We start from the raw sequence: 14,092 nt of genomic DNA, 5'->3' as shown, positions 1-14,092 counted from the left end.
CGTACCGTTTTCTTGCCAACGTTGTCGGCCGGCTATTGCGGACAGGTCAACGTTGTCGGGTGATTTGAATTGGTTAGCCCGGGCGATGACACCGGTTACTGGCATTGACCCCCCTGATCGCCGCTGCGATGCGCGACTCCAGATACTAAAAAGAGTGCCGCAAACGCCATCGCGCGGCGGCAATGAGGAGACGAACCTTGACTGACCGCAAGCCGGTAATCGGTCTCGACGCGCTTGGCGTCGGGGCTGGCGCGACCATTCACTGGAACCTTCTGACCGCGCCGCTGGTCGAGCATGCCGTACAGCGTGGCGAGGGCCGGCTGGCCAAGGATGGCCCGCTGGTGGTTGCGACGGGCAAACACACCGGGCGCAGCGCCAAGGACAAGTTCATCGTCCGCGACGCCGAGACCGAGACCAATGTCTGGTGGGGTGACACCAACCGCGGCATGACGCCCGAGCATTTCGCCGCGCTCAAGGCCGATTTCCTCGCGCATCTCGGCACGAAGGACACGCTGTTCGCGCAGGACCTGTATGGGGGCTCGCAGCCCGAGCATCGCGTCAAGGTCCGCGTCGTCAACGAATTCGCCTGGCACAGCCTGTTCATCCGCACGCTGCTGGTGCGGCCCGAGGCCAGCGAGTTGCCCGGCTTCGAACCCGAATATACGATCATCGACCTGCCGAGCTTCCGCGCCGACCCTGCGAAGCATGGCACGCGCAGCGAGACGGTGATTGCGGTCAACCTGACCGAGAAGCTGATCCTGATCGGCGGCACTGCCTATGCCGGCGAGATGAAGAAGAGCGTGTTCGGCCTGCTCAACTATCTGCTGCCGGTCGATGGCATCATGCCGATGCATTGTTCGGCCAATATCGGCCCGAACGGCGACACCGCCGTGTTCTTCGGTCTCAGCGGCACGGGCAAGACCACCCTGTCGGCCGATGCCAGCCGCACGCTGATCGGCGACGACGAGCATGGCTGGTCGGACACCGCCGTCTTCAATTTCGAGGGCGGCTGCTACGCCAAGATGATCAACCTCTCGCCCGAGGCTGAGCCGGAGATTTTCGCGACCACCAGGCGTTTCGGCACGGTGCTCGAGAATGTCGTGATGGACGACGAGACGCGCGAACTCGACTTCAACGACAACAGCCTGGCGGAGAACAGCCGCGGCTCCTACCCGCTCGACTTCATCCCGAACACGAGCGCGGACAATCTGGGCCCGGTGCCCAAGAACATCATCTTCCTCACCGCCGACGCCTATGGCGTGCTGCCGCCGATCGCGAAGCTGACGCCGGATCAGGCGATGTTCCACTTCCTCTCAGGCTACACGGCGCGTGTCGCCGGGACCGAGATCGGCGTGACCGAGCCGACCGCGACCTTCTCGACCTGTTTCGGCGCTCCCTTCATGCCGCGTCACCCGTCGGTCTATGGCAATCTGCTCAAGGAGCGGATCGCCAAGGGCGGGGTCGATTGCTGGCTGGTCAACACCGGCTGGAGCGGCGGCAAGGCGACGATGCCGGGGATCAAGCGCATGCCGATCAAGGTGACGCGTGCGTTGCTCAACGCCGCGCTCGACGGCAGCCTGAAGGACGCCGAGTTCCGGCAGGATCCCAATTTCGGCTTCATGGTGCCGGTCGCGGCCGGGGATATCGACCCGAACATGCTCGATCCGCGGGCGGCCTGGGAGAACAAGGCCGAGTATGATGCGACCGCGGGCAAGCTGGTCGACGAATTCGTCGCCAACTTCGCGCAGTTTGCGGAGCATGTCGACGAGGGGGTACGGCGAGCGGCGCCCCAAAGCCGCAAGGCGAACGAACCCGCCTGAACTGCCCGGTCATCGATCGGGTTTCCCAAGTGAAAGCCGATCGATGACCGACCATTCCATCCATTTCTTCGCTGACGACGCCGCCATCGCCTATCTCGGCGAGGGGCTGCTCGCCTGCACGCTGGCAAAGGCGGAGTGGACGCACGAAGCGCATCTTGCCGCATGCCTCTATCTGCTCGCGCGGCGCCCCGATATCGATGTGGACGCGCAGATCGCCGACGTCATCTCGCGCTTCAACGAGAGCGTGGGCGGGGTGAACGACGATCACAACGGGTATCACGACACGATCACGCGCGCTTATGTCGCCGGGGTGCGGCGGTTCCTGCGCGAGCGGGGAAGCGGCGACCTGACGGCGGACGTCAACGCGCTGCTGGCCAGCGAGGCAGGCCGCCGCGACTGGCCGCTGCGCTTCTACAGCCGTGAACGACTGTTTTCGGTCGAAGCGCGGCGCGGGTTCGTGAAGCCGGACCGCGCCCCGCTCCCCTGACCGGGGTCAGTCGAGCATCGACGCCGGCACCTTGCCGCCGTTCGCGGCCAGCTCCTGCATCACGCGCTTGTGCAGCCAGATGTTCATCTCGGCGCTGCCGTCGAGTTCGCCGGTATAGCCCAGCTCCTGCGCCAGCTCCTTGCGCTCGGCGAGGCTCGACTCGAGCCCGACCAGCTTCATCAGATCGACGATCGAGGTGCGCCAGTTGAGGCCGCGGCCGTCCGAAGCGTCCAGCTCGACCAGCACCGCTTCGATATCCACCTCCTGTGGCTGCTCGGGCGCGGGCTGCGGGGCAGGCTGCGCGGCGACCGCCTCGGGCTGTGGCGCGGCTTCGGGCGCAGGCGCCGCTTTCGCTTTGCCGAAGATCGCATTCTTGATCGATGAGAAAATACCCATGGATGCCTCCTGGAGTGGCCGCGGGGAGTCGTGCGGCGGATCGCCCCACCGCCATGCTGGCGATTTTCGGCGACAACGCAATGACGCACGACACGGTAAAAAGTGCCGCCGGCGTCACAGCGCCGTCTCGCTCAGGCCGATCGGCCGTGCTAGCTTTGCCTCTCCCCAAGCGTAGCAATGAGGATCGGCAAATGAGCATTCTCGACGGGATTCTGGGCCAGATCGGCGGAGACGCCACCGTGACTAACCTGGCGGCCAAGGTCGGACTGTCGCCCGAACATGCCGAATCGGCGATCCAGGCGCTGGCCAAATACCATACGATGGAAGGCGATACCGCCGAGGGTGCGGCAGCCGCGACCGGCCTGCCGGTGGACAAGCTTCAGGAGATCATCGGTCATATCGGCGGGGAGGGCTCGCTTGGCCAGTTTGCGAGCCTGCTTCAGCAGGGCGGGGCAGGCGGAATCCTCGGCGCGCTCGACAAGGACGGCGATGGCAATCCGCTCAATGATCTGACCGGTATCGCCTCCGGCTTCTTCGGCAAGAAATAAGGGGATCGCGCCGTCCGCTTGACAGCGGGCGGGCGGCGCGGTCTTCTGCATGGCAATGGGGCGGCGATCCCCCCATGAGGCGTCAGCCGAAGTGTCGCGTCCGCAACGTTCGAAGGACGCACCATGCCTGCACCTGATCTGATTTCCGTTTCGACGCTCGCCCGGCTTATCGGGGGGGCTGCCTGTCCACTCGTCATCGCGGGCGAAGATCACCGCCAGCTCGAGGCGGGGATGGCGGTCTATGACGCACTCTATCGCTGGGCACGCGATGCGCGGGAGGAGAAGCACGACTGGACCTCGCACCAGCCGCGCGGGGTGAGGGCATGAGGCCCGCACCGGTGTCGCTGGGCGAGGCGGCGAAGGTGTGGGCGCGGATCGCCGCGCTCTCGTTCGGCGGTCCTGCGGGCCAGATCGCGGTGATGCATCGCATCCTGGTGGACGAGAAGCGCTGGATCGGCGAGCAGAGGTTTATCCACGCGCTCAATTTCTGCATGCTGCTGCCCGGCCCCGAGGCGCAGCAGCTCGCCACCTATATCGGCTGGCTGCTTCACAAGCGGATCGGTGGGCTCATCGCCGGGTCATTGTTCATCCTGCCCGGGGCGCTGGCGATCATGGCGCTGAGCTGGATCTATGTCCTCTATGGCAACACCGGGCTGATCGCGGGGCTGTTCCTGGGATTGAAGGCGGCGGTGCTTGCGATCGTGCTGCAGGCGGTGATCCGGATCGGGGGGCGGGCGCTGCGGACAGCTGAAGCAAAGCTGCTGGCCGGGGCGGCGTTCGTGCTGATCTTCTTCCTCGCTGTGCCGTTTCCGCTCATCGTGCTCGGCGCTGCCCTGATCGGCTGGCTGGCAGGGCGTGCGGGCAGCGGCGCGTTCAAGGGGGGCGGGCATGGCGGAGCCGGCGACGGCGTCGCCGATGCGGAGACGCTGCTGGGAGAGGGGCTGCCCGATCACGCCCGGCCGCGCTGGCAGGGCGTCGTCTTCGACGTGAGCCTGTGGCTCGCGCTCTGGCTGCTCCCGATCGCCGCACTGCTGATCGCGCTCGGCCCCGATCATGTATTCAGCCAGATCGCGATCTTCTTCGCCAAGATGGCGTTGGTGACATTCGGTGGCGCCTATGCGGTGCTCGCCTATGTCGCGCAGCAGGCGGTCGAGCATTATGGCTGGCTCCGCCCCTCGGAAATGCTCGACGGGCTCGGTATGGCGGAGACGACGCCGGGGCCGCTGATCATGGTGCTGCAGTTCGTCGGCTTCCTTGGTGCCTATCGCGATCCGGGCCTGCTCGCGCCACTCTGGGCGGGGACGCTTGGCGGACTGATCGCGACCTGGGTAACCTTCGCGCCCTGCTTCCTGTGGATCTTCCTCGGCGCGCCGTTCATCGAGCGGATGCGCGGAAATGCGGCACTCGCTGGGGCGCTTTCGGCGATCACTGCGGCGGTGGTGGGGGTGGTGCTCAACCTTGTGCTGTGGTTCGCGATCCATGCCGTGTTCCGCCAGGTCGTGCCGGTGGAGGCGGGACCGATCCGGTTCGACATGCCGGTAATGACGAGCATCGATCCGTGGACGGCTGCGCTCACGGCCGTCGCAATCGTTGCGGTGTTCCGATTCAGGCTGGGCACCTTCACCATACTCGCGGCGGCCGCCGCGATCGGAATCGCGCTGCGTATTGCCGGGCTTGCCTGAGTAGCGGCGGAGGGGGTCGCGCCGGTGACGGCGCGCCCTTCTTCGCGGTTCGAATACTAAGGGATTGTCCTAACTATTGTCCTGCGCTATCTGCGCCACCTCGCAAGGATGGAGTAGGTTGATGTTCCCGGCACTGGGGCAGGGCAATGCAGGTGCACCGCCACCGGCGGCGATCGACGGCGTGTTTCGCGCGCTCGCCGATCCCAAACGGCGTGACGTTCTCGAACGGCTCAACGCCGGGCCGGCATCGGTCAGCGATCTCGCCGCACCCTATCGCATGGCGCTCCCGTCGTTCGTCGAGCATCTGAAGATGCTCGAGGGCGCCGGGCTGGTGCGGTCACAAAAGGCCGGGCGGGTGCGGACCTATGAGCTGGTGCCCGAACAATTGCTGGTCGTCGACGATTGGCTGCGCCGTCAACGGACCTTGTGGGAGGGCCGGCTCGACCGGCTCGACGCCTATCTGCTCGCAAAGAAGAAGGAGAGACCCGAATGACTTCCCCGCTCGTGAAACCCGACCCCAAGCTCGACCTGGTGCTGGAACGCGATATCGACGTGCCTGTCGAGCTCGTCTGGGAAGCCTGGACCGACCCCGAGAGCATCAGGCAGTGGTTCGTCCCCAAGCCCTGGGTGATCACCGAATGCGAGGTCGATCTGCGTCCGGGCGGCGTGTTCCGCTCGGTGATGCGTTCGCCCGAGGGGGAGGAGTTCCCCAATATCGGCTGCTATCTCGATATCGTCCCGATGCAGCGGCTGATCTTTACCGACACGCTGCTGCCCGGCTTCCGCCCGTCGCCGAAGCCGTTTTTCACCGCGGGCCTCTATCTTGAGCCGAACGGCAAGGGCGGCACCCGCTACACCGCGATGGCGATCCACGGCAGCGAGGAGACGCGCCAGACGCATGAGCAGATGGGCTTCCACGATGGCTGGGGCACGGTGGTCGATCAGATGGTCGCGCACATCAAGGCGTCGCTCAACTAAGCCACGGGGAGGGGGCAAGTCATGACGGATACCGATATGGGGCGGTGGCTCCTGTTCGCGGGCGTGGCAGCGGGGCTGCTGTTCTTCATCGTCCCGACGATCGAGATCTTCCGCCGCCCCGCCTTTGACATCGGGCGGCATGCGATCAGCATGCTGAGCCTGGGCGAGGGCGGGTGGAAGATGAAGGCGGTGTTTATCGTCTCGGGCCTCCTCACCTTTGCCTGCGCGGCCGGAATGTTCAGGGCGCTGGGAGGCGGCTGGGCGGGCTATGCCATGCTGCTGCTGATCGGTGCCCATGGTGTGGGGCTGGTGATGGCGGGTATCTACGACGCGCCGGCGGGTCTCGGCTTTCCCGCCGGCACGCCGCTCGACCAGCAGCCGGATATGACGGCGCGCGCTACGGTGCTGCACAGCGTTGCGTTCATGCTCGCCTATGCCGGGCTGGTCCTCGCCTGCTTCGCGCTCGGCACGCATTTCCTGCTGACCGAGCAGCTGGTACCCGGCGTGGGATCGCTTGTCGTCGGGCTCGCACTGCCTGCGATCATCGGGATCGGCATGGCGAGCGTGATCCCGCCGGGGATCGCCTTCTACTGGGGCGGGATGTTGGGTTGGCTGTGGGTCGGCGCGACCGCGCTGCACCTTGCCAAGGTGGGTTAGCCGCTGAACAGGCTGCCGTCGGCCACCTCGCTATGCTCAACCTCGCGCGGGCGTTCGAGCAGGAAGCGATCGTCTTCGGGATAGTAGCGTGCAACTGCGATATCCGCGCCGGCAAAGGCGCGGATATCGTCGAGCGACCGTCACCAGCTCATCGTCACCACCTCGCTGGTGCCATCGCCCAGATCGCGGAACAGCATCTGCCAGCCGAGATTGCCTAGTGTGGACGTGTAGTCGCTTCCGCCTGTGCCGGCGATATAGGCGCGATACGCCTCCCGCTCGGCGGTGCGGATCACGCCGCGCCAGCGCCGCAGGATCATGCGCAGCGGCCCACGCAGTTATCGAAGCAAGCTGTTCGCATCGGTCAACTTCACGTCGTGCATCTGATTGAGATAGGCTTCGTAATATCCCTTGTGCGAGGCACCGACAATCGCGAGCAGGCGCGATCCGGTATGCTGCCCCAGCACGTCACGGATATTGGCGACCATGCGCAGGTTCCGGGTTTCCCAATAGCCGACATAGCTTCGCCCGAAGGCTTGCCCTGACGGCTCGCTGAGCGCTGCTCCGAAATCGGACTGGTAGGCAAGGAGAGGGGCCTGCGGCGCATTGTACACGCGGTACATCTTCAGGATCCCGTCGGGCTGCGCCAGGCCGGCCCGCAACGCCTTGTCCTCCGCAAGCCGGGCCTTTGTGGCGGGATTGTCCCAGGCGCGCTGGAGCGCCTCGCCATAGGCTTTCGGGTCGGCAGGATCGGGACGATCGGCGGAATGATCATCGACACTCCACAGGCGTTCGTGGCCGAGGCGTGCGGCAAGCGGTGCGGCGATCAGGTTGATCTCGTTGCGCCGCTCCTTCTGCCTGTTCAGCAGCGCGACCAGATCGGCGCTCAGCCCGTCGCCTTCGCGCTGTTCGCCTGCGGGCAGGCGAAGCCATTGCACCAGGGCCGAAGGCGTTTCACCGGCGGCGAGGAAGACCGCCGCCAGATGCCGTCGCTGAGAAGGGGAAGGACTCGCGGGCCACGCCGCCAGCAGGCGCTCGGCCTCGGCATTGGCGGCTGGGACGTCGAGCCCGGTAGCCTTGGCTGCGGCGATCGGGTCCGGACAATAGCTTTTGAGGGTCGACGCGTAGCGGCTGGGATAGCGGCGCAACGCGTCGCATTGGAGCCCCGATACCCGTTCGATCGCGATGATTGCCGGACGCCATCCCGCGAGGCGTTCGATGAGCGGCGCAAGCATCTCCGGGCGGAAAGTCTCGCCAAACTCGGAAAGATGGGGAGACCCGAGCGTCAGCACCTCGTTCGGCTTGCCGGCGGGCGGGCCCTTCAGCCGATCGGGATGGAATGACGGACGGTATTCCTCCCGCGCCATGGCCGCCCCGCTTGCGGAAACGCCAAGAAGGAGACTCAGCGCCGCAATTGTCTTCCGATACCGCACGCGATCCATTCTCCCCCGAGCAGAAAGAACGGCTAATTTAGCTGTGTTGCTTCGTCAATACACCGCGCAAGTGAGATCAGGGGCGGGTCAGGCCTTGCGGGCCGCGATATGGCGATCGATGACGCTTTCCAGCACCGTCAGCGGGACGCTGCCGCCCAGCACCACGGCGTCGTTGAACGCCTTGAAGTCGTAGCGCGGGCCGAGTGCGGTCTTTGCCTTGGCGCGCAGCGTGTTGATCTCGGTATGGCCGAGCTTGTAGCCGCAGGCCTGGCCCGGCCAGCTGCAATAGCGGTCGACCTCACCCGACACTTCCTCGACCGAGGAGCCGTTGGCGGTGGCGAACCATTCGATCGCCTGGCTGCGCGTCCAGCGCTTGGCATGAAGGCCGGTGTCCACGACCAGGCGACAGGCGCGGAAGGCGAGGGACTGGAGGTAGCCGAGCCGGCCGATCGGATCTTCGTCGTACGCGCCCAGCTCCGCGCCGAGTTGCTCGGCGTAGAGCGCCCAGCCTTCGGTATAGGCGTTGAACGACAGCAGCGAGCGCACCAGCGGCAGCTTGAAGGTATATTCGCCCTGCCAGACATGCCCCGGAATGCCCTCATGATAGGCGAGGGTGGGCAGGCTGAAGCGCGAATGGAGCGCGGTGGTCCGCAGGTTGAGCCACACCTTGCCCGGCACGGTGCCGTCGATCGATCCGGCGCCACCATAGGCGCCCGGCGCGCCCGGCTCCTCGGCCAGCGGCAGTCGCTTCACCTCGACATTGCCGGGGACAAGCGTGTGGAAGGCGCGCGGCATCCGGCTGCGCATGTCCATGATCCGGTCGGTCATGAACTTCAGGATCTCGGCGCGGCCCGCGTCGTTGTCGGGGAACAGGAAGCGCGGGTCCTTGCCCAGCGCGGTCATGCGTTCGCCGACCGTGCCCTTGGTGAAGCCCTGCTTTTTCAGGATCACGTCCATCTCGGCCTGAAGCGCCTTCAGCTCCTCCTGGCCGGTGCGGTGGACCTCGTCCGGCGTCATCGTCGTCGTGGTGCCCGCACGCAGTGCCCAGGCGTAATAAGCCTCGCCGTCCGGGAACTTCCACACGCCCGCGTCCGACGTCGCCCTGGCGCGATGGCGCTTCAGTTCCTGGATCTGGCGGTCAAGCGCGGGCGCGATCTTGCCCGCCGCAATCTTCGCCGCTGCGGTCGCCTGATCGCCGGTAACGGCGCGCTTGGTCGCGAAGCTGGTCACCAGCTCCCATTTGCCGGCATCGGTGCCGCGGGTCAGCGCGATCTGGCGCAGGCACTTGTCGAGCAGGAAGTCGGGCGCGACCACGCCCTTGTCATAGGCGATTTTGAGCCGTTCGGTCTCGCCGTCGAGCAGCGCAGCATACTGATCGAACCGCGTGAGCCAGCTCGCCGCGTCGGTCGCGTTATCGACCTTGTGCTCGGTGTCGAGGAAGCGCGGGATGTCGAGATAGCCGCCGACATTCTGCACGACGACATAGGGCGAATTGCGCCAGCCGCCGACCGCGACGTCGCCATAGGGGAAGGCCATGCCGTCGAGCGCGATCTCGAACGAGGTGCGGACGGAATCGACGTTGGTGCGCATCACCGGGCTGAGCGCCTTGGCGTCGAGCGCCTTGAGCTCCGCGACGCGCTTGCGCAGCCCTTCGGCAACCCGCGCCTTGCCCGCGATGCTGCGATCCTCGAGCTTGGAGCGCAGATGCGCGCGCTCGCCCTTGTCGATGCCAAGGCTGGTGGCGCCTTCCGGTCCGTTCTGCAGCAGCTGTTCGGCCGCCGCGGCCAGCAGCGCCTCCGCCGCCGCATCGCCGGGTGCCGCGGTCTGACCGCGGGCAAAGGCGGGAAGGGCGGGCATCGCCGCTAGCGTGGCGGTGGTGGCGAGGAACTGGCGACGGGTGGTGCGCATGGGGTCTCCGGGAAACGGGAGGAAGTTTCGGCGGTTACCTTAGGGACCTCTCGCTGGCCGCGAAAGGTCCCCTTCGACCAACGTCAGGTCTCGTGACAGCTCAGCCAGAAGCTGTGCAACGCCTCGATCTCGCCGCTCGTCAGCAGCGGGATTGCGGCACGCAGCCTGCCATCTGGCCAGTCCCACCACGCCATTTCGAGCAGCAGGGCAATCCGCCGCTCGTCGAACCGCTTGCGCAGCTCACGTGCCGGATTGCCGCCGACGATCGCATAGGGTTCAACGTCGCGGGTCACCAGCGCACGCGTGCCGATCACGGCGCCATGGCCGATACGCACGCCGGGCATGACGATCGCCTCCGACCCGATCCACACATCGTGCCCGATCACCGTATCGCCCGCGGGCAGATAGCCGTTGGCGGCCTCCGCGAACTCGGGCGCATCGGGGTAGAAATGGAACGGGAAGGTGCTGCCCCATTCGTTCCGGTGTCCCTGATTGCCCGCCATGATGAAGGCCGCGCCGGAGCCGATCGAGCAGAAGTTGCCGACAATCAGCTTGTCGGCGTCGGGGTCGGGCAACAGGAAGCGGGCGCAATCGTCGAAGCTGTGGCCGTGATAATAGCCCGAATAATAGCTGTAGCGCCCGACCCGGATATTGAGGTGGGTGACCTGACGGTCGAGGGGAATGCCCTTGAACGGGCTCTCGAAATAGTTGCTCATGGGAAACTCGCTGAAATCGACGCCGGCATCCGCAGGCGCCGAATGGATATGACGCGGCAAGCCGGGCGCGGTCGTCCGGCTTCAGGGTTCCTCACGCGTCGGCGCGGGAACGCTTCAGATGGTTCGGTCAGCGAGCTTCATCTTGCCGTGCGCTATGCCGCGTCCGGCGGGAGCGGGCAAGCGCGCGGGGGCGTCCGGCCTGCCGCTCAGGCGGCTTCGAGCACCATGTTGAACGGCCCTTCGGTCGCTCGCCGGACCTCTCCGAACCCCGCGTCGCGGACGATCTGAGCAAGCCTGGCTTCGCCCGCCTGCGCACCCAGCCCCTCGCCGACTTCCTGATCGAGCGAGGTCGGGACGCAGATCATCGTCGATGCGTTGTAGTAGAGCCGCCCGACCGGGTTGAAATTCTGCTCGGGACTGTCCCCGGCGATCGGCTCGACGATCATCCAGGTGCCGCCGGGCGCAAGGATGCCGCGCATATGCGCCGCGCACCCGCGCGGATCGCCCATGTCGTGCAGGCAATCATACATGGTCACGAGATCGAAGCCGCTGTCCGGTATGTCCTTTGCCGTGGCGACCTCGAAGCGCACCCGATCGCTCAGACCATGCGCCTGCGCGTGACGGCGCGCTTCCTCGATCGACGGGGCGTGGAAATCGTAGCCGGTGAACTCGCTCTCCGTATACGCCTCCGCCATCAGCAAGGTGGAGAAGCCGACACCGCAGCCCACGTCCGCGACCTTCGCGCCGCTCCGCAGCTTGGCCTCGACGCCATTCAGCGCGGGGATCCACGCCTGGACGATATTGTTGACATAGCCCGGGCGGAAGAAGGCGCCGGTCGCGCAGAACAGGCAGCCGGCATGATCGCCCCAGCGTACGCCGGTGCCGTGGCGGAAGCACGCCTCGACCTTCGGCTCCGCCTCGATCATCGCGGCGATCAGCTCGAACGCGCCGGCGAGATAGACCGGGCTGTCCGGATTGACGAAGACCATCGCCTGCTCGGGCGAGATGTCGAAGCGCTGGGGCGCCGGGTCGAAACCGATATAGCCGTTGGCAGCCTGCGCCAGCGCCCATTCGCGGACATAGCGCTCGTGCAGCCCGCCTGCACGAACCGCAAGCTCGACCGCGGTGGCGGCTCCCTGAGTCAGTGCCTCGAACAACCCCAGCCGCAGGCCGATGCGCACGGTCGGGACGGACATGGCGCCGCCCAGATCGCCGAGCATCTTGCCAATGAACGCGTGGTGTTTTGCTTCGTCGATCGATGCAGTCATGCTGTGCCTCCATCAAATGAGGACGCGACCTTTCGACTCTCCCGTCAGCGATCGACCATAGCATGGTTCGCGCATCGCGGCGACGCGCATCGGTCAGGCGGCGGGGAACTGATCCGGGTCAGTAGATGTCGCCGAATTCCCATCCGGTCAGCCCAAGCAACGCCAGCCCGACTTCGCGCACCGGGCCGTTATCGGGGCTTTGCCGGTCGATGAAGCGATATCCGCCGGGACCGGCGGTCTCGATGATCCATCGCGCGCCGTCCATCATGCGACCGCAAGGCGGCGATTGGTGTGTGAACGGGTCTGCCCGGGTCCAGAGCTGGCGCAACACCTTGCCCTCGGCAAGGGACAGCTTCCGGTCGATCCGCCGGATAGCCTCACCACCGCCATAGCCGCCGCGGCCGGCCATCTCGACAGCGAGGAGCCGGGGGCGTGCCGAGCCCCATTCCTCGATCCTGACGATTACGGGCTTGTGGAAGCTGCGTAGCCAGGTGAAGCGCAGCGCCGAACGGCGTGTACGTTCAATCCCCTCGATACGTGCAGACATTGACGGTTCGCCTGCGTTGCGCAGGTGTTTCGAATACCATGCCTTGCGAAAATCGCTGACCGGCTCCGGCTTGCTGTTTGCGCAAGCCGGATTGGAAAGCTCGGCCGGGAAATAGCGTGCCGCCGGGAGGGTATCCGGTGCGGGCGCCATCGAGGCTATCGCCATCCACAGCAGCGATGGGAGCATCATCCCTCGATCGCCTTCACCGCCTCGACCACCACGACGCCGCCGCGCACGCTCGCGATCCGCGCCTTGGCGCCGGCCGCAAGGTCAGGACCCTCCGCCGGCCATTCGCCGTCGCCGACGCGCACCCGGCCGGTGCCGCCCTCGATCGCCTCTACCACCGTCACCGTCTGGCCGATCATGCGTGCAGCGCGATTGTTGAGATCGGGATCGCTGCTCGGCACCGGGTTTGCGCCATACCAGCGCTTGCCGACCAGCACGAACACCGTCGACCAGGCGGCGAAGCTCACCAATTGCCCCACCGGCCCCAGTTCGGGGAAGATCAGCGCCAGCACGCCGGTAACCGCCGCACCCATCGCAATGAAGGTCAGGTAGACGCCCGGCAGCATCAGTTCGGCGATCGCCAGCACCGCGGCGAGGATCAGCCAGATGAAGCCGCCCTGTTCGCTCCAGTTCATTCACCCTCCTTCTGCACGAAGGGCGACTGGCGCGTACGGGCCGGAGCAGCCGGCGGCACGGCGGGGGCATCGATCTTGCCGAGCGCGTCCCTCGCCAGCTCGCCGATCCCGCCCAGCGTGCCGATCAGCTGCGTTGCCTCGACCGGGAACAGGATCGTCTTGGCGTTGGGCGAGGTGGCGAACTTGCCGACCGCTTCGACATATTTCTGCGCGATGAAGTAGTTGAGCGACGCGGCGGAGCCGGACTCGACCGCCTGCGACACCAGCTCGGTCGCCTTGGCCTCGGCTTCCGCCGCGCGTTCGCGGGCCTCGGCGTCGCGGAAGGCCGATTCCTTGCGACCCTCGGCCTCGAGGATGCGGGCCTGCTTCTGGCCCTCGGCGCGCAGGATCTCCGACGCGCGCGAGCCTTCGGCCTCGAGGATGTTGGCGCGCTTCTCGCGCTCGGCCTTCATCTGGCGGCCCATTGCGTTGACGATGTCGGCAGGCGGGCGGATGTCCTTGATCTCGACGCGGGTGATCTTGACGCCCCAGGGCGTGGTCGCGTGATCGACTACCGACAGCAGCCGCGCGTTGATCTCGTCGCGCTTCGACAGCGTCTCGTCGAGGTCCATCGAGCCCATCACCGTGCGCAGGTTGGTCGTGGTCAGCTGGAGCAGCGCGACATAGAGGTCCGACACCTCATAGGCCGCCTTGGCCGCGTCCAGCACCTGGAAGAACACCACGCCATCGGTCGAGATCATGGCATTGTCCTTGGTGATGATCTCCTGACCCGGAATGTCGATCACCTGCTCCATCATGTTCACCCGGCGGCCGACCCGGTAGAAGAAGGCGGGGTAGAGATTGAATCCGGGCTTCGCCACGGCGGTGAAACGACCGAAATGCTCGATCGTATATTCATAGCCTTGCCGGACGATCTTGATGCTGGAGAAGAGGTAGAGCAGTACCAGCAGCATGCCGACGAAGAAGGCGCCAACCGTCAGTTCCATGTCACTCCCCCAGAAATCGCCGGACCTC

17 protein-coding genes are annotated in these 14,092 nt (G+C 66.0%); 8 read left to right on the top strand and 9 right to left on the bottom strand.

From position 1 onward, the window contains the following. Window positions 1–197 precede the first annotated feature (197 nt). Window positions 198–1,820 (top strand): phosphoenolpyruvate carboxykinase, encoded by a 1,623-nt coding sequence (locus BDW16_RS04505; RefSeq protein ID WP_066577712.1) that lies wholly within the window; start codon window positions 198–200, stop codon window positions 1,818–1,820. A gap of 43 nt (window positions 1,821–1,863) precedes the next feature. After that, window positions 1,864–2,307, top strand: a complete 444-nt coding sequence (locus BDW16_RS04500; RefSeq protein ID WP_066577715.1) for a hypothetical protein — start codon at window positions 1,864–1,866, stop codon at window positions 2,305–2,307. Between the two features lie 6 nt (window positions 2,308–2,313). Here the strand turns inward: BDW16_RS04500 and BDW16_RS04495 are convergent, their stop codons facing one another. Continuing rightward, window positions 2,314–2,703, bottom strand: coding sequence for a DUF3597 domain-containing protein (locus BDW16_RS04495; protein ID WP_066577718.1), 390 nt, complete (start codon window positions 2,701–2,703; stop codon window positions 2,314–2,316). Window positions 2,704–2,894: 191 nt separating this feature from the next. Here BDW16_RS04495 and BDW16_RS04490 point away from each other — a divergent pair, with 191 nt between their 5' ends. From BDW16_RS04490 to BDW16_RS04465, 6 genes are all read left to right on the top strand, one after another. Further along, window positions 2,895–3,251: a hypothetical protein gene (locus tag BDW16_RS04490; protein ID WP_066577721.1), complete on the top strand. Its 357-nt coding sequence runs from the start codon at window positions 2,895–2,897 to the stop codon at window positions 3,249–3,251. Between the two features lie 123 nt (window positions 3,252–3,374). Further along, a complete protein-coding gene (locus BDW16_RS21910; protein WP_066577723.1) occupies window positions 3,375–3,578 on the top strand; it encodes a hypothetical protein in 204 nt (67 codons plus the stop codon). Beyond that, window positions 3,575–4,933: a chromate efflux transporter gene (gene chrA / locus BDW16_RS04480; protein WP_066577726.1), complete on the top strand. Its 1,359-nt coding sequence runs from the start codon at window positions 3,575–3,577 to the stop codon at window positions 4,931–4,933. The genes BDW16_RS21910 and chrA overlap by 4 nt, the downstream gene beginning before the upstream one ends. Before the next feature lie 121 nt (window positions 4,934–5,054). Further along, on the top strand, window positions 5,055–5,426 hold the full coding sequence (locus BDW16_RS04475) for an ArsR/SmtB family transcription factor (RefSeq protein WP_066577729.1): 372 nt from the start codon (window positions 5,055–5,057) through the stop codon (window positions 5,424–5,426). After that, window positions 5,423–5,911, top strand: a complete 489-nt coding sequence (locus BDW16_RS04470) for an SRPBCC family protein (RefSeq protein ID WP_066577731.1) — start codon at window positions 5,423–5,425, stop codon at window positions 5,909–5,911. Before BDW16_RS04475 ends, BDW16_RS04470 begins: the two co-directional genes overlap by 4 nt. 21 nt (window positions 5,912–5,932) lie before the next feature. After that, the gene (locus BDW16_RS04465) at window positions 5,933–6,568 is read left to right on the top strand and encodes a DUF998 domain-containing protein (protein ID WP_083954286.1); all 636 of its coding nucleotides are present in this window, start codon (window positions 5,933–5,935) and stop codon (window positions 6,566–6,568) included. Between the two features lie 140 nt (window positions 6,569–6,708). Here the strand turns inward: BDW16_RS04465 and BDW16_RS21450 are convergent, their stop codons facing one another. The 8 genes from BDW16_RS21450 to BDW16_RS04425 all read right to left on the bottom strand — a co-directional run bounded on the left by BDW16_RS21450 (window position 6,709) and on the right by BDW16_RS04425 (window position 14,064). Continuing rightward, complete coding sequence (locus BDW16_RS21450) at window positions 6,709–6,885, bottom strand: hypothetical protein (protein ID WP_198585763.1); 177 nt, start codon at window positions 6,883–6,885, stop codon at window positions 6,709–6,711. An 18-nt stretch (window positions 6,886–6,903) separates the two neighbouring features. After that, window positions 6,904–7,932, bottom strand: coding sequence for a DUF5694 domain-containing protein (locus tag BDW16_RS04455; protein ID WP_241230454.1), 1,029 nt, complete (start codon window positions 7,930–7,932; stop codon window positions 6,904–6,906). Window positions 7,933–8,085: 153 nt separating this feature from the next. Beyond that, a complete protein-coding gene (locus tag BDW16_RS04450; RefSeq protein WP_066577737.1) occupies window positions 8,086–9,906 on the bottom strand; it encodes a DUF885 domain-containing protein in 1,821 nt (606 codons plus the stop codon). An 83-nt stretch (window positions 9,907–9,989) separates the two neighbouring features. Continuing rightward, on the bottom strand, window positions 9,990–10,622 hold the full coding sequence (gene catB, locus BDW16_RS04445) for a type B chloramphenicol O-acetyltransferase (RefSeq protein ID WP_066577901.1): 633 nt from the start codon (window positions 10,620–10,622) through the stop codon (window positions 9,990–9,992). Between the two features lie 206 nt (window positions 10,623–10,828). Beyond that, window positions 10,829–11,890, bottom strand: coding sequence for a class I SAM-dependent methyltransferase (locus tag BDW16_RS04440; RefSeq protein ID WP_066577739.1), 1,062 nt, complete (start codon window positions 11,888–11,890; stop codon window positions 10,829–10,831). 118 nt (window positions 11,891–12,008) lie between these two features. Continuing rightward, window positions 12,009–12,626, bottom strand: coding sequence for a hypothetical protein (locus tag BDW16_RS04435; RefSeq protein ID WP_066577748.1), 618 nt, complete (start codon window positions 12,624–12,626; stop codon window positions 12,009–12,011). Next, window positions 12,623–13,078, bottom strand: coding sequence for an NfeD family protein (locus BDW16_RS04430; protein WP_066577751.1), 456 nt, complete (start codon window positions 13,076–13,078; stop codon window positions 12,623–12,625). The genes BDW16_RS04435 and BDW16_RS04430 overlap by 4 nt, the downstream gene beginning before the upstream one ends. Then, the gene (locus BDW16_RS04425) at window positions 13,075–14,064 is read right to left on the bottom strand and encodes an SPFH domain-containing protein (protein ID WP_066577753.1); all 990 of its coding nucleotides are present in this window, start codon (window positions 14,062–14,064) and stop codon (window positions 13,075–13,077) included. The genes BDW16_RS04430 and BDW16_RS04425 overlap by 4 nt, the downstream gene beginning before the upstream one ends. Between the last annotated feature and the right edge of the window lie 28 nt (window positions 14,065–14,092).

The organism is Sphingomonas koreensis (assembly GCF_002797435.1).
Taxonomy (GTDB): Bacteria; Pseudomonadota; Alphaproteobacteria; order Sphingomonadales; family Sphingomonadaceae; genus Sphingomonas; species Sphingomonas koreensis.
Note: the sequence above shows the minus strand (reverse complement) of the source record. Positions and strands in the feature narration are given on the sequence as shown.